22 protein-coding genes and 1 pseudogene are annotated in these 20,201 nt (G+C 68.1%); 14 read left to right on the top strand and 9 right to left on the bottom strand.

Annotated elements, in window-relative coordinates:
• Positions 1-2: 2 nt before the first annotated feature.
• Positions 3-1,160: a GNAT family N-acetyltransferase gene (locus ACIQ1T_RS13735; protein WP_395945122.1), complete on the bottom strand. Its 1,158-nt coding sequence runs from the start codon at positions 1,158-1,160 to the stop codon at positions 3-5.
• A gap of 182 nt (positions 1,161-1,342) precedes the next feature.
• On the opposite strand from ACIQ1T_RS13735, the gene ACIQ1T_RS13730 reads away from it, so the two are divergent.
• Entirely contained in the window at positions 1,343-1,504 is a 162-nt protein-coding gene (locus tag ACIQ1T_RS13730) for a hypothetical protein (RefSeq protein WP_395945121.1), read from the top strand.
• Between the two features lie 39 nt (positions 1,505-1,543).
• Positions 1,544-2,584, top strand: coding sequence for a L,D-transpeptidase (locus tag ACIQ1T_RS13725; RefSeq protein WP_395945120.1), 1,041 nt, complete (start codon positions 1,544-1,546; stop codon positions 2,582-2,584).
• Between the two features lie 3 nt (positions 2,585-2,587).
• Here the strand turns inward: ACIQ1T_RS13725 and ACIQ1T_RS13720 are convergent, their stop codons facing one another.
• Positions 2,588-4,183 carry a carboxylesterase/lipase family protein gene (locus ACIQ1T_RS13720; RefSeq protein ID WP_395945119.1) on the bottom strand — a complete coding sequence of 532 codons (1,596 nt, stop codon included), beginning with the start codon at positions 4,181-4,183 and terminating at the stop codon, positions 2,588-2,590.
• 74 nt (positions 4,184-4,257) lie between these two features.
• Entirely contained in the window at positions 4,258-4,944 is a 687-nt protein-coding gene (gene pdxH / locus ACIQ1T_RS13715) for a pyridoxamine 5'-phosphate oxidase (RefSeq protein WP_395945118.1), read from the bottom strand.
• 108 nt (positions 4,945-5,052) lie between these two features.
• Here pdxH and ACIQ1T_RS13710 point away from each other — a divergent pair, with 108 nt between their 5' ends.
• The 4 genes from ACIQ1T_RS13710 to ACIQ1T_RS13695 all read left to right on the top strand — a co-directional run bounded on the left by ACIQ1T_RS13710 (position 5,053) and on the right by ACIQ1T_RS13695 (position 7,831).
• Complete coding sequence (locus tag ACIQ1T_RS13710; RefSeq protein ID WP_395945117.1) at positions 5,053-5,787, top strand: DnaJ C-terminal domain-containing protein; 735 nt, start codon at positions 5,053-5,055, stop codon at positions 5,785-5,787.
• A 10-nt stretch (positions 5,788-5,797) separates the two neighbouring features.
• Positions 5,798-6,883, top strand: coding sequence for a chorismate synthase (aroC, locus tag ACIQ1T_RS13705; protein WP_395945116.1), 1,086 nt, complete (start codon positions 5,798-5,800; stop codon positions 6,881-6,883).
• Positions 6,880-7,299, top strand: coding sequence for a GNAT family acetyltransferase (locus ACIQ1T_RS13700; RefSeq protein WP_395945115.1), 420 nt, complete (start codon positions 6,880-6,882; stop codon positions 7,297-7,299). The genes aroC and ACIQ1T_RS13700 overlap by 4 nt, the downstream gene beginning before the upstream one ends.
• Before the next feature lie 190 nt (positions 7,300-7,489).
• A complete protein-coding gene (locus tag ACIQ1T_RS13695; RefSeq protein ID WP_395945114.1) occupies positions 7,490-7,831 on the top strand; it encodes a VOC family protein in 342 nt (113 codons plus the stop codon).
• Between the two features lie 3 nt (positions 7,832-7,834).
• On the opposite strand, the gene ACIQ1T_RS13690 is transcribed toward ACIQ1T_RS13695, so the two are convergent.
• The 3 genes from ACIQ1T_RS13690 to thiE all read right to left on the bottom strand — a co-directional run bounded on the left by ACIQ1T_RS13690 (position 7,835) and on the right by thiE (position 11,219).
• Positions 7,835-8,272 (bottom strand): hypothetical protein, encoded by a 438-nt coding sequence (locus tag ACIQ1T_RS13690; RefSeq protein ID WP_395945113.1) that lies wholly within the window; start codon positions 8,270-8,272, stop codon positions 7,835-7,837.
• Positions 8,273-8,806: 534 nt separating this feature from the next.
• Positions 8,807-10,489 carry an ATP-binding protein gene (locus ACIQ1T_RS13685; protein WP_395945112.1) on the bottom strand — a complete coding sequence of 561 codons (1,683 nt, stop codon included), beginning with the start codon at positions 10,487-10,489 and terminating at the stop codon, positions 8,807-8,809.
• Between the two features lie 76 nt (positions 10,490-10,565).
• Positions 10,566-11,219, bottom strand: a complete 654-nt coding sequence (gene thiE, locus ACIQ1T_RS13680) for a thiamine phosphate synthase (RefSeq protein ID WP_395945111.1) — start codon at positions 11,217-11,219, stop codon at positions 10,566-10,568.
• Positions 11,220-11,350: 131 nt separating this feature from the next.
• On the opposite strand from thiE, the gene ACIQ1T_RS13675 reads away from it, so the two are divergent.
• On the top strand, positions 11,351-11,536 hold the full coding sequence (locus tag ACIQ1T_RS13675; RefSeq protein ID WP_395945110.1) for a bacterioferritin-associated ferredoxin: 186 nt from the start codon (positions 11,351-11,353) through the stop codon (positions 11,534-11,536).
• 144 nt (positions 11,537-11,680) lie between these two features.
• Positions 11,681-12,181, top strand: coding sequence for a bacterioferritin (gene bfr, locus ACIQ1T_RS13670; RefSeq protein WP_395945109.1), 501 nt, complete (start codon positions 11,681-11,683; stop codon positions 12,179-12,181).
• Positions 12,182-12,187: 6 nt separating this feature from the next.
• Here the strand turns inward: bfr and ACIQ1T_RS13665 are convergent, their stop codons facing one another.
• Positions 12,188-12,913, bottom strand: a complete 726-nt coding sequence (locus ACIQ1T_RS13665) for an ABC transporter permease (protein ID WP_395945108.1) — start codon at positions 12,911-12,913, stop codon at positions 12,188-12,190.
• Positions 12,913-13,857 carry an ABC transporter ATP-binding protein gene (locus ACIQ1T_RS13660; RefSeq protein ID WP_395945107.1) on the bottom strand — a complete coding sequence of 315 codons (945 nt, stop codon included), beginning with the start codon at positions 13,855-13,857 and terminating at the stop codon, positions 12,913-12,915. Before ACIQ1T_RS13660 ends, ACIQ1T_RS13665 begins: the two co-directional genes overlap by 1 nt.
• A gap of 84 nt (positions 13,858-13,941) precedes the next feature.
• On the opposite strand from ACIQ1T_RS13660, the gene ACIQ1T_RS13655 reads away from it, so the two are divergent.
• The 6 genes and pseudogenes from ACIQ1T_RS13655 to ACIQ1T_RS13630 all read left to right on the top strand — a co-directional run bounded on the left by ACIQ1T_RS13655 (position 13,942) and on the right by ACIQ1T_RS13630 (position 17,956).
• Entirely contained in the window at positions 13,942-14,442 is a 501-nt protein-coding gene (locus tag ACIQ1T_RS13655) for a DUF2975 domain-containing protein (protein ID WP_395945106.1), read from the top strand.
• Positions 14,443-14,688 (top strand): helix-turn-helix domain-containing protein, encoded by a 246-nt coding sequence (locus tag ACIQ1T_RS13650; RefSeq protein WP_395945105.1) that lies wholly within the window; start codon positions 14,443-14,445, stop codon positions 14,686-14,688.
• A gap of 55 nt (positions 14,689-14,743) precedes the next feature.
• On the top strand, positions 14,744-15,304 hold the full coding sequence (locus ACIQ1T_RS13645) for a tryptophan-rich sensory protein (RefSeq protein ID WP_395945104.1): 561 nt from the start codon (positions 14,744-14,746) through the stop codon (positions 15,302-15,304).
• Positions 15,305-15,405: 101 nt separating this feature from the next.
• Entirely contained in the window at positions 15,406-15,972 is a 567-nt protein-coding gene (efp, locus tag ACIQ1T_RS13640; RefSeq protein ID WP_271164748.1) for an elongation factor P, read from the top strand.
• Between the two features lie 100 nt (positions 15,973-16,072).
• On the top strand, positions 16,073-16,879 hold the full coding sequence (locus tag ACIQ1T_RS13635) for an inositol monophosphatase family protein (protein ID WP_395945103.1): 807 nt from the start codon (positions 16,073-16,075) through the stop codon (positions 16,877-16,879).
• Positions 16,880-16,919: 40 nt separating this feature from the next.
• Positions 16,920-17,956 (top strand): annotated as a pseudogene (locus tag ACIQ1T_RS13630) (glycerophosphodiester phosphodiesterase).
• Between the two features lie 298 nt (positions 17,957-18,254).
• Here ACIQ1T_RS13630 and ACIQ1T_RS13625 read toward each other — a convergent pair.
• Positions 18,255-20,126 (bottom strand): ABC transporter transmembrane domain-containing protein, encoded by a 1,872-nt coding sequence (locus ACIQ1T_RS13625; RefSeq protein ID WP_395945102.1) that lies wholly within the window; start codon positions 20,124-20,126, stop codon positions 18,255-18,257.
• Positions 20,127-20,201: the final 75 nt, after the last annotated feature.

Genomic DNA, 20,201 nt, shown 5'->3' with positions numbered 1-20,201 from the left:
CATCAGGCGTGGGCGACGCGCGCCGGGCCCTTTTTCTTGCTGGCCATCTTGTTGACGGCGGAGCGGGCGGCGACGGCGGCGCCCCGCGCCCGTCCGACGGCCGAAGCCTCGCAGGCCTCGATGGTGGCCCAGCGGCGACGCAGGGAGGTGCGCAGGGCCTCGCCCCGCCCGGCCTTGCCCAGCAGGCCGAAGGCGACGTCGCCGACCGCCTGGCCCAGGCCCGGCCGCGTCACCACCGCCTCGCGCACCGTCTGGCGGGCGTTGCAGAAGTATTTCTTGTAGTGCTCGCCCTCGAAGCCGAAGTCGAAGGTGCGGAAGCCCCGCGCCCCCGCCAGCTGCATGGTGTCCATGCTGAGCAGTATGCCCGGCGAACAGCGCGCCAGACTGGGCTCGTAGGCCGGGAACCAGAAGTGGAAATGCTGGCCGGCGTGCAGCGAGAACTCGATCGCGACCAGGGTGTCCTGCGCATACATGACCGCGAGCGACGCGCCGAAATCCTCGCGCTGGTCGTTCATCAGGGCGTGCAGCAGTTTGCGCGTCCAGCCGCAGGCGAAGATGTCGTGCAGGCCCGAACGACGATACTGAGCCGCCTTCAGGTCGATCAGATGATCCAGCAGGGCGTCGTCGCGGACCTCGCCCTCCACGCGGATCGCGCCCAGTTCGGCCTCCAGGCTGCGCCGCGCCCGCTCCTTGTCCTTGTAGTATTTGCCGAAGGTCGAGCGGCGTTCGACATACCAGGCGCCATAGCCCTGGGGCGGCATGGTGACCTTGACCGTCTGGCGTTCCTCGCCCGCCTCGCCCGCGCCGATCCAGCCGGGGACGTTCAGGCTGCGGGCCTTCAGCAGCTGCGCCACGTCCTCAAGACCGATCGTCTCGCCGTCGCCGGCGATCACCCCGTGATAGTCGTTCATCGGCGCGCCGAGCGGCTGAACCGCGCCGCCCCGTCTCTGGTGTGGGAAGAAGCCGACGATCCGGCCGCCGCGCCGGAACACGGCCACCGCCGCGCCGGGACAGATGCGCGAGGCGATCTCCGTATAGTCCCAACGGAAATAGGGGCTGGCCAGATCGGGATTGGTCGTCGACCAGTCCCGCCACAGGGCGATCGCGGCGGCGTCCATCGCCTCCGCCTTGATGATCTCGACCTGCAGGGTTTCGGTCATGCGCGTCCTCGTCGACCCTGCGAGAGCAAGGTCCATTCCAGCCGGCACCCTGCCCCCTGCCCCGTTTCGGTACGGTTCACCGGCATGGTGAACGGATGTTGACGGTCGCGCTTTCACGGGAGCCCGGCCGCGTTGGGCGCGTTCAATCCGAACTAGCCTCTGATCCAACTGGAGAAATGCCCATGACCGACGCCCGCCCGGACGACCGCAAGGTCGAGAACGAGAACCAGCGCCCCGGCAGGGACGGCGAACCGCCGCGCCCGGCGACCGAGCCCAAGGGCTCGGAAGGCTCCAGCAACTCGGGCGAGACCGAGACGGATCCCGCCACCGGCGAAGAGAACTGAACCGCCCCGTCTGCCCCTGTCGCGTTTGAAAGCCTTTGTATGAACCGCCGTTTCGCCTGCCTCGCCTCCAGTCTCGCCATCCTGACCCTGGCCGCCTGCAATCCCGCCGATGACAGGAGCGCCGCCCCCTCGACGGAAATCGGACAGGCCGGCCCCTTGTCGCGCGACGCCATAGAGAACAGCGCCTATGCGCCGCCGCCTGCCCCCGTCCCCAACGCGCCGCCGACACAGGCCCAGCCCGACCCGGCGCTGATCCAGGCTCAGGTTCTGCTGGAACGGGCTCGATTCTCGCCCGGCGCCATCGACGGTCTGGCCGGCTCGAACATGCGCCAGGCCATCGCCGCCTTCCAGGAGGCTCAGAACCTGTCGGTCAACGGCCAGTTGGACGCGGGGGTCATGGGGCGACTGCGCGCCCAGGGCGTCGGCGCCGTGACCTCGACCTACGAGATCACCCAAGGCGACATCGCCGGCCCCTATCTGGGCAGAGTCCCCACCGACCTGGCGGCCCAAGGCGAGGTCGAGGCCATGGGCTACGCCAATATCGTCGAGGCTCTGGCCGAACGGTTTCATGTGAGCGAAGCTCTTCTGCGGGCCATGAACCCTAACGCCGACTTCAACCGCGCGGGCCAGAAGCTGCTGGTCCCCGCCATCAACACCACCCCGCTGCCCACAGAAGTGGACCACATCGACGTCGACAAGGCCGAAGGCTCGGTCAAGGCCTTCGCCGCAGACGGAAAACTGATCGCCTATTTCCCGGCCACCATCGGCAGCGGCGACAATCCGACGCCCACCGGCACGGTCAAGGTGAACGGCGTCGCCCGCAATCCGGACTATGTCTATGATCCGGCGAAGCTGAGCTATGGCGACCTGAACCACAAGGTGGTGGTCAAGCCGGGGCCGAACAATCCGGTCGGTGTCGTCTGGATCGACCTGAACAAGCCCAGCTACGGCATCCACGGCACGCCGGATCCGCATCTGGTCGGCAAGACGGCGTCCCACGGCTGCGTGCGCCTGACCAACTGGGACGCCTGGACCCTGGCGGACAAGGTCAAGCCGGGCGTGACGGTGCGGTTCATCTGACCTTCAGTGGGCGGCGCCGAACGCGGTGCCGTCCCAGAAGTCGCACTGGTGGCGGCCGAAGAAGTCGGGGTCCAGCCGGTCGCTCTGGGCGGTGAAGATCCGCACCGGGCCGGCGGCCTCGACGCGGGGCCAGTCGGCGCCGAAGTCGGTCTGACCGAAGTCCGCCCACAGGCGCTGCATCCGCCCGGACAGGGCCTTCTGCCCCGGCGTGAACCGGCCGACGTCGGCGAAGATCCAGCTGGTCCCGAAGACATAGGCCAGTTCACTGGCGTGATAGGCGCCCAGGTCCAGACCGACGATCCAGTCCGGCAGGACGAAGGGGGCGTCGCGGTCGGCGAACTCGTAACCCCAGACGGGGACGTAGCGGGCCAGCTGACGCCGCAGGGCCTGGGACGGACAGGCGAACCTCTGGTCGGTGAAGTTGGTGGCGATGGCGATGGCCGGGCCCTCCGGGCCGACCGGATAGCGATCGAGCACGCGCCGCCCTTCGTCGCCGTACATCCAGATCGTCTCCTTCTGGTAACGATCCATGTCCTGCACCTCGTTGGCGAACAGCCGGCCCTCGTCCAGATTGCTGCCGACGATGACGGGGACGCGGGTGAAGCGTCCGGCGTCGATGGCCACAGCGGGGTTTTCCGGCACGGTCGCGTCGGTATGGACCGGTCCCCAGGAGCCCGGCCCGTTGATCCCGGCCCGCACCGAGGGCGCGCGCGACAGCCGCCAGGCCGGCAAGGCCTTGAGACAGGCGACCTGATCCATGCCGGTGCAGCCCAACCCCTCGGCGAACAGGGGGCCGGACTGGGCCGCCGCCTCGGCGCTGACCAGGGACGAGGGCTCAAGACAGCCGCCGCTCTGGATGATGACCCGCTGATACAGGCCCTCGGACGCGGGCGAGGCCATCAGGTAGCAGGCGGTCCAGCCCCCCGCGCTCTCGGCGAACAGGGTGACGTTCGACGGATCGCCGCCGAAGGCCGCGATGTTCCGATGCACCCATTGCAGCGCCGCCTGCTGATCCATCAGGCCGAAATTGCCGCCGTAGCCTTCGCCCTCGGCCTGGAAGCCCGGGTGGGCCAGCCAGCCCAGGGCGCCGAGACGATAGTTGGCGGTGACCACCACCCGTCCCTGCTCCCGCGCCAGTTTCGACGGATCGTAGTTGGCGCCCGCGCCGATGGTGAAGGCGCCGCCGTGGACATAGACCATGACCGGCAGGGCCCGGTCCGTCGCCCCGGCCGGGGCGTAGATGTTCAGATAGAGACAGTCCTCGGACCCGACGACGATCCCGCCGCCGCCGCCCAGGATGGCCTTGCGGCCGATGGCCTGGGTGCAGTCCGCGCCGATCCGGGTCGCATCGCGCACGCCGTCCCAGGCCTGGACCGGCCGGGGCGTGCGCCAGCGCAGGTCGCCGACCGGCGGCCGGGCGAAGGGCACGCCCAGGAAGGCGCGGACGCCGTCGCCCTGAACCCCGCGCAGCGAACCGTCGTAGGTCGTCGCCAGCGCCGTCCGGGCGTCGGCCGCGAACCGCACATGATCGACCTTGCCCGGATGGGTGGCGCAGGCCGCGAGCAGAAGCGACGCGAACAGCAGCGGCAGAAAACGCATGAGGAACCTTGGCCGTGGCGAGAAACGCTTAACGCGCCCGACGCCCTTCCGTATCCCCGGCGCGGCCGATTGTCTTACGGCCAGAGGCGTTGGCGACCCCAGGCATCGCCGTCGCGTGTGAACCGCAGCCGGTCGTGCAGGCGGAACGGGCGGTCGCGCCAGAATTCGACGGCGTGAGGCACGACCCGCCAGCCGCTCCAGCGGTCGGGGCGCGGCACGTCCTGATCCTCGAACCGGGCGGTCTCGCGGGCGACGGCGGCCTCCAAGGTCTCGCGGGCGTCCAGAGGGCGGGACTGATCCGAGGCCCAGGCGCCGATACGGCTCTCTCTGGCGCGGCTGGCGAAATAGGCGTCGGCCTCCTCGACCGTGACCGGCTCGACCACGCCGCGCACCCGCACCTGACGCCGCAGGCTCTTCCAGTGAAAGGTCAGGGCGGCGACCGGGCGGACGTCCAGTTCGACGCCCTTGGCGCTCTCGCGGTTGGAATAGAAGGTGAAGCCCCGCGCATCGACATCCTTCAGCAGGACGATCCGCGCGTCCGGCAGGCCGTCGGCGTCGACGGTCGACAGGGTCATGGCGTTGGAATCATTGACCTCGTGCGCATTCGCATCGGCCAGCCAGTCGACGAACAGGCCGATGGGCTCGACTCGATCAAAGACGGCCTCGTCGCCGTTGGCGGCTAGGGCGGCGGCGTAGTCGCGGGCGTATTCTTCGCGCGACGGGCTAGGCGGGATCACCGAGGGGATCTGGGGGGCGGTCATGGTTTCGATCTACAGCGGGGCGACGTCAGTGGGAATGATCGGGATCAAACCGCGCATTTCGAATCACGGTTAACCGGCCATTGACCCTAAGCGGCGAACGGTAGCGGCATGAGCGATCTCCGTTCCCGATCCGACGCCGCCGCCGTCCGTGAAGCCCTGGCCACGCTGGGCCTGCACGGCGCGACCGACGCCGCGGCGCTGAAGACGGCCTTCCGCGCGGCGGTCAAGGCAGCGCGGCCGGACCAGCCGGGCGGGGACGCCGAGCGTTTCCGCCGGGTGATCGCCGCCTATCGGCTGATCCAGGCCCACGGTTCAGCCCGCCCTGCCCTGGCCCCGCCCGAGGACCGCCCCACCCCCGCCCCGGTTCTGGCCCTGACCCCGATGCAGGCGGTCGCCGGCGCCGAGGTCGATCTGCGGCTGGGCGAGCGGTCGGTGCGCATCGCCGTGCCGGCTGGCCTAAGAACCGGCGAACACCTACGGCTGCGCGGCGGGGCCGGCGACGTGGCGGACCTGTATCTGGCCGTGCTGATCCGGCCCGAGGACGGAATTTCAGTCCTGGGCGACGACCTGTTCATGACCTGGCCCGCCGCCCCGCGCCTGCTGGAGGAAGGCGGTCGGGTCGAGATCGAAACCTATGCAGGCCCCCGTTCGGCCTGGATCACGCCGGGGATGACCGGAGCCATGCGGATCCGCCTGAAGGGGCTGGGCCTGCCCGCCCGCGGGTCACGGCCGGAGGGGCATCTGTTCGTGACCCTGACGCCGTCTTCCGAGGCGCCGTCGGCCGCCGAAGATATGCTGCTTCGCTTCACCCGGGTCTGGACGGCGGAGCGTCAGGCGGCCTAAGCGTCGCTTCATGTCGCACAACACTTTCGGCCATCTGTTTCGCGTGACCACCTGGGGCGAGAGCCACGGGCCGGCCATCGGCTGCGTCGTGGACGGCTGTCCGCCGCTGCTGTCCCTGACCGAGGCCGACATCCAGCCCTGGCTGGACCAGCGCAAGCCCGGCGGATCGCGCTTCGTGACCCAGCGCAACGAGAGCGACACCGCCCGCATCCTGTCCGGCGTCTTCGACGACGGCGACGGCCCGGTGACCACAGGGACCCCGATCTCGATCCTGATCTGGAACGAGGACCAGAGGTCCAAGGACTATGGCGAGATCGCCCGCGCCTATCGCCCCGGCCACGCCGACTTCGCCTATCAGACCAAATACGGCGTGCGTGATCATCGCGGCGGCGGCCGGTCTTCGGCGCGCGAGACCGCCAGTCGCGTCGCCGCCGGCGCCGTGGCCCGCAGGATACTGGGCGAAGGGGTGAAAATCCGCGCCGGGGTCGTCCAGATCGGCCCGCACAAGATCGCGCCCGAGGACATCGACTTCGACGCCGTCCACGACAATCCGCTGTTCGCCGCCTCGGCCGCCGTCGTGCCCGAGTGGGAGGCCTATCTCGACGGGGTCCGCAAGGCCGGCTCGTCCATCGGCGCCGTCGTGGCGCTGGAGGTGACGGGCGTGCCCGCCGGCTGGGGCGCGCCCCTCTACGGCAAGCTGGACGGCGAACTGGCCGCCGCCCTGATGTCGATCAACGCCGCCAAGGGGGTCGAGATCGGCGCCGGATTCGGCGCGGCCGAACTGTCGGGCGAGGAGAACGCCGACGAGATGCGGCTGGACCTGAACAAGCAGCCTATCTTCCTGTCCAACAAGGCGGGCGGCGTACTGGGCGGCATATCTACGGGTCAGCCGGTGACGGCGCGAGTGGCGTTCAAGCCGACCTCCTCCATCCTGACCATGCGTCAGACCATCACCCGCGACGGCGAGGAAACGGACCTGCGCACCAAGGGCCGTCACGACCCCTGTGTCGCCCTGCGCGCCGTGCCGGTCGTCGAGGCCATGGCCGCCTGCGTCCTGGCCGACGCCTTCCTGCGGCACCGCGCCCAGGTCGGATGAGCGACATCCGCCCGATCCGCGACGGCGAGGACGAGGCCGTCGTCGCCCTGTGGACCGCCTGCGGCCTGACCCGGCCCTGGAACGATCCGAAGCAGGATCTGAGGCTGGCGCGCGAGGGAGCGACCTCGACAGTCCTGGTCACGGTCGAGGACGAAAAGGTCGTCGGCTCGATCATGGTCGGTTTCGACGGTCACAGAGGCTGGGTCTATTATCTTGCGGTCGATCCGGACCGGCGCGGACGGGGTCTCGGTCGGGATCTGACGGCTGCAGCCGAAGCCTGGCTGTCCAACCGGGGCGCTCCTAAGATCCAGCTGATGGTGCGGGCCGACAATACGCCCGCCCTGGACTTCTACGAGCGACTGGGTCTGGAGCGACAAACGGTCGTCGTATTCGGCCGCAGGCTGGACGGTCGATAGGCGTCGGGCGCCGGGCCCCGTTCGACCGGCTTCTCGTCCTGACGCATCAGGGCCATCAGGCCCGTCAGTCCTGTGGTCATCACGATCATCGCTCGACTCCCTGCAACTGCGAACCGTTTGCAGGTTTGCGCAACTTTGGGCGGCGTGCAAGAGGGGTTCGTCGGTGGCGCCGCAACCCAGGAGATCAACCGTGCGTGAAGACGGAAAGCTGGACTATCTCGAACTGCCCGCCGCAGACCTGCCGGCGACCAAGAAATTCTACAGCCAAGCCTTCGGCTGGACCTTCGTCGACTATGGCCCGACCTACGCCGCCTTCGATCAGGGACTGGACGGCGGCTTCGACGCCGACCAGGCCGAGCGGACGGCGACGCCCCTGCCCGTTCTCTACGCCCACGACCTGGAGGCCATGCTGGCCAAGGTCGAGACGGCGGGCGGCGAGATCCTGAAGCCGATCTACGCCTTCCCGGGCGGACGACGCTTCCACTTCGCCGATCCGGCGGGGACCGAGATGGCGGTCTGGTCCGAGACCTGACCCTTAGCGGGCGTCGACCGACTGACCGATCCGTTCGGCCAGATCCCGGTCGGCGCCGTCCGGACTGGCGACCCAGACATGGATTTCCTGTGGTGCGGTCGCGCGCTGGAACAGGTGCTCCATGGCCAGACGGCGGTCGCCCTCGGTCAGGACGATGGAGGCGCGGCCGCCGGCCCGGACCAACTGCCCGTCGTAGATCGGAAACTGCGATGACGGTCCGGCGTAGATCATGACCAGGATCTGGTCGCCACGACGCACGAAATAGATGCTGGCGTCCGCGCCGGCGCGCGATTGAGTCAGCGTCGTGCCCGCCGGCAGATCCACAGCAAACGGCAGGGCGGCGATCCCCGCAGCGTCGAGAGCGCGGGGCGCCGCTGCGGGCGCCCCCAGGGGCGCCGGTGCGGCCGCCAGCCGGTCGGGAGACGGAACCGGTGCGGGCACGACGGGAGCGGCGACGGCTCGCGGCGGTTGAGGCGTCGACGGTATGACAGGCGTGGATGGGCGTTGGGGAGAAACGGACGTCGGCGCAGGAGCGGTCGAGGAAGGCCGGGTCGTCTGGGGCGACGCAGGAACAGGCATGCCGGGCCGCGCGGCCTCGACAGGCGCAGCGACAGGCGCGGGCGGAACGGCGGCGGCCGACGGCGGCGCGCTGTTCAGATCCCGGGTCAACGGCGAGGTTTGCGGGACGGTCGGCTGCGAGGGCCGCGTCGACGCAGGGCTTGGATCGGGCGCGACCGCCGCCGGAGCAGCGGGCGTTGTCGTGGGCGTCGGCGCAGGCGCAGGCGCAGGCGCAGGCGCGGACTGGACCGGGGAAATCGTGGGCGTGAAGGGGGGGCCGCTGTTCAGATCGCGGGTGAGATCGGAGGCCGAACGCTGGCCAGACGGGGCGTTTTGCCCGGACAGAAGGGCGGCGGCGAGGGCGATCACGAACATGGCCGGACCTTTACGCGCCGTCGCCGGAACCGCAAGAGGCCGTCAGGCGCGCGGCATCTCCACCCAGAAGGTCGCGCCCTGGCCGGATGTCGAGACCACCCCGATCGCACCGCCCTGCAACTCGACCAGCCGCTTGGCCAGCGCCAGACCGACGCCATGCCCCTCGATCGTGGAACGTTCCAGCCCCAGACGGTTGAACGGCTCAAAAAGCTGCGCCTGCTTCTGTGGCGACAGGCCTGGCCCAAAGTCCGTGACCTCGATCCGAATACAGTCGTCGACACGCAGCGCGCGCAGAATCACGCGCCCCCCGACGCCGCCGTACTTGAGAGCATTGGTCGCCAGATTGTCGATCACCTGGGCCAGCCTCTGGGAATCCGCGACCGCGATCAGACCGTCGCCCTCGCTGACCACCTCCAGCTTGATCGACCGGGCCTCGGGTCTCAGCCCGGCGGAACGACGCACATCCTCAAGCAGGCCGGCGATGTCCGTCGGCCGCAGTTCGACCTTCACCGCGCCGGATTCCGCCCGCGCGACGTCAAGCAAGTCATGCGCCAGGGTCTCGACCTGGCGGGCCGTCTTGACCAGCATGTCCGCCATCTCGGTCTGCTGCGGCGTCACGGCGCCCAACTGCCCCGTCGACCACAACTGGCCGATGCCGATGACGCCGGCCACCGGACTCTTGATCTCGTGGGCCACATTGGCCAGCAGACGCGACTTGGCCTCCGAGGCCAATTCGGCTCGTTCCTGCCCCAGGCGGGCTCGGTCCGCCAGACGGTCCCGCTCTTCCAGCAGCGCCGCCACCAGCAGGATCGGCATATAGCCGAGCAGAACCAGAAGCTGAGCCATCATCACCTGCTCGGGCCGGCTCATGCCTTCGGTATAGGGGGCATAGCCGAACATGGCGCCGCCAACCGACATCAGGGCGACCACCAGCAGACCGACGGCGGTCCCCGCCACCCCCAGCCGCACGGCTACGCCAAGCAGCAACGGAAGCATCAGGAAGCCCATCGTTATGCGACCGGTGAAGCCGACATAGTAGAAACCCAACACCGCCGCGAGCAGACAGCCCGCCTCGACCAGGGTCCACGGCCGACTGAGGCGGACCAAGGTCGAGCGGGTCAGTGACAGCCCCAGGGCGCCGATCACCGCGATGCCCAGGGCATGGCCGAACCACCAGGTCTGGAAACCCTCGACGATGTCGTGCGACCCGAACTGGGTCAGGCCTACGGCCGCCACCAGCCCCGCCGGAATCGGGGCGATGACGGCGGCGCAGACCAGGAAGCGCGCTGCGCCGTTCAAGCTGGATACATTCAGGGTCGGCGCAAAGCGTCTAGCCAGCAGGACCGCGCCCACGATCTCGATCATGTTCGCCGAGGTGAACAGCAACGAGAGAACCGGCTTGTTGCCCGCAATGATCTCGCCGATCAGGATACTGACCGTCAGGACCATGCCGAACGCCAGGTCATGACGCGGCCCCCGGCTCGTCCGCAGCCAAACCGCCACGGCCACGCCGCCCGCGCCCCAAAGGCCGGCGACGAGTCCCGAACTGCGTGCGTAACCGACCGCGAGCGCGACCAGAACCGCCACCGTAACACCGGTCATCACCGGAACGAGCGGGTGGGCGAAGATGTCCGTCACCACCGGTTCGTTCGGACGCGCGTCCGCCCGCGTCACCTTCGACACAGGCCTCGCGGTATCAATGTCGAGCACACGGCTCATGGTCATGAAACGATCTCGGGCGATCCAACTCGCCACGATCAGACCACGGGGTTCCTAATATCCCCTGAAATATGCGGCCGCGCTAAATATTCAACTTATGATTGAACGCCCTGACCGCCGCAGCTGCACCTTCGTCGCAGGACCAGACGCCACCGCTGACGGCGACGAAGTCAGCGCCCGCACGGGCGACCTCGGCCGCCGTATCGATGGTGATTCCACCGATGGCGACGCAGGGAACCTCGACCGTCTCCTGCCAGACCGTGAGGATGTCCAGCGGCGGTCGATGAACGGTCTCCTTGGTGCTGGTCGGATAAAAGGCGCCGAAGGCGACATAGTCGGCGCCCCCCTCCGCCGCATCCCAGGCCAGGTCGCGGTCGTCATGGCAGGTGACGCCGATCATGGCGTCCGGCCCCATGGTCCGTCGCGCCTCGGCCAGAGAGCCGTCCTCCTGACCGATATGGACCCCGTCGCAGCCCGTGGCCTTCGCCAGATCGGGCCGGTCGTTGAGCAGCACGGCCACATCATGCCTGCGCGCGATCGGCGCCAAGACCTCCACCGCCGCGCGGATGGTCGCATCGTCGGCGGGCTTGAGCCGGACCTGCAGGGCTGCGACGTCGCCGGCGCCCAGAGCCTCGTCCAGGATCGCGGCGAAGGCGTCCAGGTCGGGAATCGAAGGCGGAGTGATCAGATAAAGCCGGCAGGGCGGGCGATCGGAAACGGTCGGGGTTCTGGCCATGGCGTGGTCTCCCCTCCCCGCGACCATTCGTCAACGCCCCAGGCTACGGTCAAGCCATGCGAACGACTTGCAATCGCCTTAACCCGTGCTATAGCGAACCATTCTCAGTCGGTGAACCGCGTAGAACACTCGTGTACGTCTGCAACTGCAACGGTCTTCGCAAGCGTGATGTGGCCTCGGCCATCGAGGCGGGCGCCTGCCGTCCCCGCGACATCTTCGCCAGCCATCAGTGCCAGGCCCAATGCGCCAAGTGCGTCTGCGAGATGCGGCAGATGATCCAGGACAGTCGCGAAGCCTTCGCACTCGCAGCCGAGTAGTCCGGCCCGCCCTTCGCGGCCAAAAATCATTCGCACTATCAATGTAGTGATAAAAACTCGCAAATAAACAACGCGGGTTTTACTGTGGTATTGCGTCGCTCGACAGACGGCGAACGCGCCGTGGCGAGACCAAGGACCATGGCCATGAAGGGCGATCCCGCAATCATCCGCACGCTCAATGCAGTGCTGACCAACGAACTGACCGCAGTGAACCAGTATTTCCTGCACGCACGTATGTTCGAGAGCTGGGGCCTGGCCCACCTCGGCAACGTGATCTACGAGGAATCGATCGGCGAGATGAAGCACGCCGACATGCTGATCAAGCGCATCCTCTTCCTGGACGGCCTGCCCAACCTGCAGGATCTGCACAAGCTGAAGGTCGGCGAGGATCCGATCGAATGCCTGGGCGCCGACCTGCAGCTGGAAATCGACAGCCGCGCCACGACGGCCGCTGCGGTGACCCAGTGCGAGGAAACCCGCGACTACGTCAGCCGCGACCTGCTGATGAAGATCCTGGCCGACACCGAGGAGCACATCGACTTCCTCGAAAACCAGCACAAGCTAATCGAGCTGATGGGCGCGCAGAACTATCTGCAGTCGGCCATGAAGGAAATCGTCACCGACGGCGCCGCCACCGGCAACTGATCCGTCTCATCCCACCTCGCGGCGGGCCAGGTGGACCACCACCGCCGCGAGGACGACAAGACCCAGGCCGCCGCCGAGCATCAGGGCGGTCTGGGCGCGCCAGGCCTCCTGGGCCAGGATGTTCACCGGTATCTGCCAGGGCATGAAGACCCCCTGTTTCGCCGCCGTCGCGACCACGGCGAAGAAGGTCCCGCCGATACCCAGCACCAGACCGGGTACGAAACTGGCGAACCGCATTGCGGTCCAGAACTGTACGGCGATCATCAGGGTCGCCGCCGCCGTCATCAGCGCCAGGGTCCGCGCATGGGCCGCCAGGTCAAGCGCGCCGGTTGCAGCGACCTGAGGCTTGATCAGGCCGCCCAGGACGACCGCCCCCACCGTCAAAACCAGAACGGCGAGGCCCATCAGGCCGACCAGGCCGATGACGCAGACAGCCTTGGACGCATAGAGGGTCCAGCGCGGGACCGGCAGGGCGCGCAGATGGTCCCAGCTGCGCGGGCCGTGCTCCATGTGGGCGACCAGGGCCGTCAGGGCCGTGACGCTCATCGGCAGCATGAAATAGGCCCAGATGCCTATACCGCTGCCAAACCACATATCCCATTCGGACGCCTTGCCTGATCGCAGCAACATGGCGAAGGCGAAGACGGCGATCAGCATCGGGGCCGCGACGGCCAGCAGCAGGGCCAGGGACCGGTTCAGCTTGCGAACCTCGACGGAAAGCACGGCGATCATCAGACGGTCTCCTGACGGCGGGATTTGACGGCGGAGGCGGTGCGATAGATCCCCTCCAGAGAGCGGGCGCGCGGCGCGAGCGCGAAGACCGACACCCCGGCCTCGATCAGATCCCGGTTGAGGGCGGCGGAAACGACGTCATGGTCGTCGCCGGGACGCAGTCGAGCCACCAGCCCCTCGGCGTCTTCCGTCAGGGTGAGATCACGGCCTTGCAGAACGGCCCGGGCCCGGCCGGGATCATCGACCCTCAGGCCGATCTCGGGCGCCAGCTCGGCCTTGAGCCGGGCCAGATCACCCTCCACCACCAGCCGCCCCTGGTGAAGAATGCCGACATGGCTGGCGGTCTGCTCGATCTCGCCCAGCAGGTGGCTGGACAGCAGCACCGTCGCTCCCGCCCGTTCCGGCAGGGCGCGCAGGAAGCGCCGCATGTCGGCGATCCCGTCCGGGTCCAGCCCGTTGGTCGGCTCGTCCAGCATCAGCACCGGCGGCGCCCCCAGCATGGCCCGGGCGATGCCCAGCCTCTGGCGCATGCCCAGTGAATAGTCGGAGACGCGCCGACCACCGTCGCGAACCATATCGACGACCTCCAGCACCCGGTCGATCTCGGTCGGCGCCAGGCCCAGCAGGCGCCGCGTCAGGTCCAGGTTCTCCCGTCCCGTCAGATGGATGTAAAAGCCGTGCGCCTCCAGCAGGGCGCCGATCCTGCGCGCCGCCCCCATCCGGTCCCGCGCCACATCGACTCCGCAGACCCGCGCCGCGCCGGCGGTCGGGCGCAACAGGCCGATCAGCATCTTCATCGTCGTGGTCTTGCCGGCGCCGTTGCGGCCCAGGAAGCCGTAGACCGCCCGGTCCGGCACCGTCATCGACACTGCATCCACCACCCGCCGACGCCCGAAGACCCGCGTCAGCCCCTCCGTCTCGATCGCCGCCATTCGCCGCCCCATCGTTTACCTCTTAGATAAAGTTGCGAGGAGATGATTTTTAAGTCAAGATTAAAGACAAGACAGGTTTTCCATACCGGATTCGCTATGACAGCCGCCGATCTCGTCCGCTTCCACCGGCTGTGCCGGCAGTACCGCGCACTGGCGATCTTCATGGTCGTCAGCGTGGCCCTCATTCAGGCGTTGGGACATATGATCGGGCCCTTGGTGTTGCAGGCCATGGGACGTGGGCGCTGGCCCGTCGCCGATATGATCGCCTCGGCCATCTGGACCGCCCCTGTCGCCTGCTATCTGTTCGCGGTGTGGTCGATCGGCGCGGCCATGGGACAACTGGCGCAGGGGCGGCTGATCCAACCCACCCTCGCCTCGGCCCTGCGCAAGGTCGGGCTGGCCCTGGGAATCGGCGGCTTGCTGACTGTCTTTGTCACCCTGAACCTGCTGCGACTGGTCGGACAGACGCACGGCGGCTATCTGAACTTCGACGTCGGCGGCATGACCCTGGGGATGATCGGCGGCGCCCTGTTCCTGCTCGGTCGCGTGATCGATCAGGCGGGCCTGGTGCAGGCCGAGATGGACGAGATGATCTGAATGCCCGTCCGCGTGACGTTGAACGACCTGATCGTGAAGAAGGGCCTGAAGGCGCGCGACATCGCCGCCCAGGTCGGGCTCAGCGAGACCCAACTGTCGCTGTTCCGGTCCGGCAAGGTGAAGGGCATCCGCTTCAGCACCCTTGCGCGGCTGTGCGCCGTACTGGAGTGCCGCCCCGGCGATCTGCTGGACTACGACCTCGACCCGAGCGAGCGCGAACCGGTCGAACCGCAGACCGATGTGTGACGGAACCGCGACCGGCCCCGCTCATTAGATTTCACAGGGCAGGCTGGAGCGCACCATGACCGACATCGACGACGCCATCGACGACGTGCGCGACGCCGCCACGGACTTCCTCAACAGCGAGGGCCGAAGCGCTGGGCATGTGGCCCTCGGCATCGCCCTGACGGCCGGGTTCGCGCTCTTGGCCACCGGCATCGCCTCGGGCGCGCTTAGGCCCAAACGCAGCCTGAAGAACGTCCGCAACCGGGAAATGCCGATCACCGAGAAGCCGCAGGGGGCCTTCAGCCTGATCCTGCCCGCCGTCTTCTCGGCCACCACCCTGTCGGCCGTGCGGGTCTGGAACGCGCCGCCGCGTCGCGAACGGACCACGGCCATGGCCCTGTGGGCTGCGGCCCAGACCGTCAACGCCGTCTGGCTGGGCCTGCGCCCATCGTCGATGTGGAAACAGGTGGCGGCCGCCATGTCCTCGGCCGGCCTCGCCGCGGCCTTCGCCCACGAGGCCCGCAAGCTGGACGAGGGTGCGGGCAAGATGGCCGCCCCGACCGGATCAGGCGTGCGCCTGGGCAACTTCCTGCACCGCAAGGCGGACGAGGCGTCACGTGAGCGCACGCTGCACTAGCGGCCGCCTTGCCCTTTGGCGGGGCTTCCTCTAGGGATCGCGCCCTATTCGCCACGCCCCGCTCGGGCGCGTGAGCGCAACCCCATTCCCGATGTGACCCCATGAAGATCAACGGCAACACCATCAAGCCCGGCATGGTCCTGCAGCACAACGGCGGCCTGTGGGTCGTCACCAAGGCCAGCCACGTCAAGCCCGGCAAGGGCGGCGCTTTCGCCAACGTCGAGGCCAAGAACCTCGAGACCGGCAACAAGCTGAACGAACGCTTCCGTTCGGAAGACAAGGTCGAGCGCGTCACCCTGGAACAGAAGGACTTCTCCTATCTGTTCGACAACGGCGACAGCCTGGTCTTCATGGACGACGCCACCTACGAGCAGATCGAACTGCAGAAGGACTGGGTCGGCGAAGACCGCATCCCCTATCTGCAAGAGGGCATGAAGGTCATCATCGAGATGCACGAAGAGCGTCCGATCGGCCTGGAACTGCCCGATCAGGTCGTGCTGGAAGTCGCCGAGACCGAGCCGACCGTGAAGGGTCAGACGGCCTCGTCCTCCTACAAGCCCGCCATCGCCTCGAACGGCGTGCGCATCATGATCCCGCCGTACATGTCGGCCGGAGAGCGCATCATCGTCGACACGACCAGCGGCGAATACGTCCGCCGCGCGGACTGATTACCGCCGGCTCCAGTCGGGGCCGGTTCCTTTTCTTGAACTTCTCCGCATGTCCGGGCCAGAGCGCCTTTTCAGGACATGCGGACCAGGAGATCCGCCGATGGCCCTCGCTTCCGCCCTGCTCCAAGTCATGCTCGACGCGGTGCGCAAGACCGCCCGCCCCATGCTCCGCGACTTCGGCGAGGTGTCGCAGCTGCAGGTGTCGCGCAAGGGCCCCGGCGACTTTGTCACCGCCGCCGATCTGAAGGCCGAAGACACCCTCTACGAACTGCTGATGAAGGCCCGCCCCGGCTACGGCTTCCTGGGTGAGGAACGCGGCATGATCGAGGGGACCGACAAGTCCCATACCTGGATCGTCGATCCGATCGACGGCACCACCAACTTCATGCACGCCATGCCCCATTTCGCCATCACGGTGGGGCTGGAGCGTCGCGCGCCGGACGGCTCGTCCGAGATCGTAGCCGGCGTGACCTACAACCCCGTCATGAACGAGCTGTTCTGGGCCGAAAAGGGCAAGGGCTGCTATCTGAACGACCAGCGGATCCGCGTCGCCGGCCGTCGCGACCTGTCGGAAAGCCTGATCGCCACCGGCCTGCCCTTCATCGGCAAGTCGGGCCACGCCCAGGCCATCAAGGACATCCACGCCATCGGCCAGCGCGTCGCGGGCATCCGCCGCCTGGGCTCGGCCGCCCTGGACTTCGCCTGGGTCGCGGCCGGCCGCTATGACGCCTATTACGAGCGCAACCTGAAGCCCTGGGACGTGGCGGCAGGCATCCTGTTCGTCACCGAGGCCGGCGGCCGGGTCACGACCATCGACGAGGACGGCGATCCGAAGACCGGCGTGTCGGTGCTGGCGACCAACAGCGAACTGCACCCGCAGCTGCGCAAGGTGCTGCAGGGGGCGTAAGCGTCACAGGCTTGTCGCCGCCCTGCCCTATCCAAAGGGCATGATCCGCGCCATCGTCACCGCCCTCGCCCTGCTCGTCGGAACGCCCGCCGTGGCCCAGCCCCTGATCATCGCCCACCGCGGGGCCTCCGGCGAACGGCCGGAACACACCCGCGCCGCCTATGAGCTGGCGGTCGAACAGGGCGCCGACGTGATCGAGCCGGACCTGGTTCTCACCAAGGACGGCGTCTTCGTCGACCGGCACGAGAACGAGATCGGCGGCACCACCGACGTGGCCCGCCACCCCGAGTTCGCCGACCGCAAGACGACCAAGACCATCGACGGCGTCCAGACCACGGGCTGGTTCACCGAGGACTTCACCCTGGCCGAGCTGAAGACGCTGCGCGCCCGCGAGCGCCTGCCGGAAGTACGACGAGGCAACACCGCCTATGACGGCCAACAGCCCATCCTGACCTTCGACGAGGTCGTGGCCATCGCCCGCGAGGCCTCGGCCCGAACCGGGCGCACCATCCTGGTCGCGCCCGAGCTTAAGCACCCGACCTATTTCGCTTCGGTTGATCTGCCGATGGAAGACGCCTTCTTCGCCCAGTTGGAACGACTGGGCCTGACCGGCGCCGACGCCCCATATTGATCCAGTGTTTCGAGGTCGGACCTTTGGAGCGGCTGGCGAAGCGGATCGATGCGCCACTGGTCCAACTGGTGGACTCCGCAGGTTCGCCCGCCGACCGCCCGGACATGACCTATGCCGAAATGATCGCGCCCGCCGGTCTGTCCCGGATGGCGACCTATGCCGCCTGGGTGGCGCCGGAAGCGACCCTGGTCCTGCCGCGCGACGCAGAGGGGCGTTCGACCCAGCCCAGCGCCCTGGTCGCCGACGCCCACGCCGTGGGACTGAAGGTCGTGGTCTGGACCCTGCGGGCCGAGAACGCCTTCCTGCCCGCCGAGCGGCGACGGGGCGAAGGTCTCGCCGACCACGGCGACATGACCGGCTATGCCGCAGCCTTCGCTGAAGCGGGGGTGGACGCCATCTTCAGCGACTTTCCCGGACTTGTCCGAAAATCTTCCGCAAGTTATTGATTTTATACAATTCCATCTAAATCAAACAGATGCACCGCCTGAAGAGGCGACTCGAGAAGAACCGAACCCAAGTCGTGTAATCTATTGAATTCACCAATTTTCATCCGGCCTCATGGAGTCCAGATGGAGTCAGCCGGCCGGAACCTCCGCCAGCTCTTGGCCAATGGGTCCGGCCCGTCGAAGTCGAGACCGGTCCGTTAGAGAAACAGATCGATCGCCGCACGGTCGAAATCGGCGTGGGCGGCGACCAGGAAGGCCGCATAGCATTCGGCGAAGTCCGGCGCAGAGAGCAGGCTCATCAGTCGGCCCGGAACTGCAGCTTGGCCAACCGGGCGTAGAGGCCGCCCTTGGCGACCAGTTGCTCGTGCGTCCCCTCCTCCACCACGCGACCGTCGTCCATGACGACGATACGATCGGCGCGCAGGACGGTGGCCAGGCGGTGGGCGATGACCAGGGTGGTGCGTTCCTCCATCGCCTGATCGAGGGCGACCTGGACCAGGCGTTCGCTCTCGGCGTCCAGGGCGCTGGTGGCTTCGTCCAGCAACAGGATGGGGGCGTCGCGGACCAGGGCGCGGGCGATGGCCAGACGCTGACGCTGGCCGCCCGACAGGCTCTTGCCGCGCTCGCCCAGGGGGGTGTCGAAACCTTCCGGCAAGGCGTCGATGAAGGCCAGGGCCTGGGCTTTGTCGGCGACGGCGCGGGCTTCGTCCAGGGTGGTGTTCTCGCGGCCGAAACGGATGTTCTCGAGCGCCGAGCCCGAGAACAGCGGCGTCTCCTGCGACACCCAGGCGAAACGGTCGCGCACGGCGACGGGATCGGCCTGGCGCACATCGACGCCATCAACCGAGACCACGCCGGTCTGGGGGTCGTAGAAGCGCAGCAGCAGACGGAAGACGGTGGACTTGCCCGCGCCGGACGGACCGACCAGAGCCACCGTCTCGCCCGGACGCACGGTCAGACTGAAGCCCTTCAGGGCCGGCAGGTCCGGACGGCCGGGATAGGCGAAGCCGACAGCCGACATCGACACCTCGCCGCGCGGCGGCGCCGGCAGGGCCGTGGCCTGAGCCGGAGGGGCGATGTCAGGCACGGCCCGCATCAGTTCCTCAATCCGCTCCATGGCGCCGGCGGCCTTCTGCACGTCCCCCCAGCTTTCGCCCAGTGCGCCGACGGCTCCGGCGGCGAAAACCGACAGCAGCACGAACTGCAGCAGAGCGCCGGGCGACATGACGCCGGCGACGACATCCTGGGCGCCCAGCCACAGGACCAGGGTCACGCCCCCGAACATGACGACGATGATCAGGGCCGTCATCCAGGCCCGCGCCCGCATCCGGGTCAACGAGGCGGAGAAGGCGTCCTCGACCGCCGCGCCGAAGCGGGCGATGGCGCTCTGTTCGCGGCCGAAGGCCTGGACCGTCTCGATGGCGTCCACGCTCTCCCCGGCGAAGCCGACGGCGTTGGCGAACCGGTCCTGGGACGCGACGGTCAGCTTCCTGACCTTGCGGCCGAAGATGAAGATCGGCCCCAGCAGGAAGGGCACGATCAGCAGGACGAAGCCGGTCAGCTTGGGGCTGACGAAGAACAACAGGATCACCCCGCCGATCAGGGTCAGGAAGTTGCGCAGCGCATAGGAAATCGAGGTGGTCATCAGCGTCTCGACCAGGGCGATGTCCGTGGTCAGGCGCGACAGCACCTCGCCCGTGCGCATCTGGGCGTAGAAGGAGGGATCCAGGGTCAGGATGCGGCCGAACAGACCCTTGCGCACGTCGGCGATGACGCGCTCGCCCGTGCGGGTGACGTAGAAATAGCGGGCGGCGGTGGCCAGACCCAGGAACAGGGCGTTGGCGCCCAGCAGCAGGAACCACAGGTTCAGATTGGCGCCGCCGGCCTCGAAGCCGTGGTCGATGGCCCCGCGCGCCAAGGCCGTCAGCCCCAGGGAAGCCGTCGTGGACAGCAGCAGCCAGAAGACCGCCATCAGGGCATGCCCCTTGTGCCGCAGGGCATAGGGAATCAGCCGGGCCAGGGGGCGGATGTCGCGACGCTTGGCGCGCTTGGCGCCCGCCTCGGACATCTGGTCGGCCAGCAGGGCGCCGGCGCTGGGACGGCCCTCGACCGGAGCGACGCCCGAGGCGCGGGTTGCGGGACGGGCGGATGCGGCGGTCTGATCGGTCATTTCGCCCGCCTCTTGCCCCGGAACGCCCCCCGGTGTAAACGCCGCCCCTCATTCCCGCCGGATTTCTGGCGGGTT

This window comes from Brevundimonas sp. (assembly GCF_044336875.1).
Lineage (GTDB): Bacteria > Pseudomonadota > Alphaproteobacteria > Caulobacterales > Caulobacteraceae > Brevundimonas.
Note: the sequence above shows the minus strand (reverse complement) of the source record. Positions and strands in the feature narration are given on the sequence as shown.

Excerpts from the sequence above, each read along its gene's own strand:
- ACIQ1T_RS13645 (WP_395945104.1), top strand. The coding sequence starts at position 14,744 with ATGACCGACATCGACGACGCCATCGACGACGTGCGCGACGCCGCCACG.
- ACIQ1T_RS13665 (WP_395945108.1), bottom strand. The coding sequence starts at position 12,913 with ATGATCGCCGTGCTTTCCGTCGAGGTTCGCAAGCTGAACCGGTCCCTG.
- aroC (WP_395945116.1), top strand. The coding sequence starts at position 5,798 with ATGTCGCACAACACTTTCGGCCATCTGTTTCGCGTGACCACCTGGGGC.
- ACIQ1T_RS13730 (WP_395945121.1), top strand. The coding sequence starts at position 1,343 with ATGACCGACGCCCGCCCGGACGACCGCAAGGTCGAGAACGAGAACCAG.
- ACIQ1T_RS13720 (WP_395945119.1), bottom strand. The coding sequence starts at position 4,183 with ATGCGTTTTCTGCCGCTGCTGTTCGCGTCGCTTCTGCTCGCGGCCTGC.
- ACIQ1T_RS13735 (WP_395945122.1), bottom strand. The coding sequence starts at position 1,160 with ATGACCGAAACCCTGCAGGTCGAGATCATCAAGGCGGAGGCGATGGAC.
- ACIQ1T_RS13700 (WP_395945115.1), top strand. The coding sequence starts at position 6,880 with ATGAGCGACATCCGCCCGATCCGCGACGGCGAGGACGAGGCCGTCGTC.
- ACIQ1T_RS13625 (WP_395945102.1), bottom strand. The coding sequence starts at position 20,126 with ATGACCGATCAGACCGCCGCATCCGCCCGTCCCGCAACCCGCGCCTCG.
- pdxH (WP_395945118.1), bottom strand. The coding sequence starts at position 4,944 with ATGACCGCCCCCCAGATCCCCTCGGTGATCCCGCCTAGCCCGTCGCGC.
- efp (WP_271164748.1), top strand. The coding sequence starts at position 15,406 with ATGAAGATCAACGGCAACACCATCAAGCCCGGCATGGTCCTGCAGCAC.
- ACIQ1T_RS13635 (WP_395945103.1), top strand. The coding sequence starts at position 16,073 with ATGGCCCTCGCTTCCGCCCTGCTCCAAGTCATGCTCGACGCGGTGCGC.
- ACIQ1T_RS13660 (WP_395945107.1), bottom strand. The coding sequence starts at position 13,857 with ATGGGGCGGCGAATGGCGGCGATCGAGACGGAGGGGCTGACGCGGGTC.
- ACIQ1T_RS13725 (WP_395945120.1), top strand. The coding sequence starts at position 1,544 with ATGAACCGCCGTTTCGCCTGCCTCGCCTCCAGTCTCGCCATCCTGACC.
- ACIQ1T_RS13655 (WP_395945106.1), top strand. The coding sequence starts at position 13,942 with ATGACAGCCGCCGATCTCGTCCGCTTCCACCGGCTGTGCCGGCAGTAC.
- ACIQ1T_RS13685 (WP_395945112.1), bottom strand. The coding sequence starts at position 10,489 with ATGACCATGAGCCGTGTGCTCGACATTGATACCGCGAGGCCTGTGTCG.
- thiE (WP_395945111.1), bottom strand. The coding sequence starts at position 11,219 with ATGGCCAGAACCCCGACCGTTTCCGATCGCCCGCCCTGCCGGCTTTAT.
- bfr (WP_395945109.1), top strand. The coding sequence starts at position 11,681 with ATGAAGGGCGATCCCGCAATCATCCGCACGCTCAATGCAGTGCTGACC.
- ACIQ1T_RS13650 (WP_395945105.1), top strand. The coding sequence starts at position 14,443 with ATGCCCGTCCGCGTGACGTTGAACGACCTGATCGTGAAGAAGGGCCTG.
- ACIQ1T_RS13710 (WP_395945117.1), top strand. The coding sequence starts at position 5,053 with ATGAGCGATCTCCGTTCCCGATCCGACGCCGCCGCCGTCCGTGAAGCC.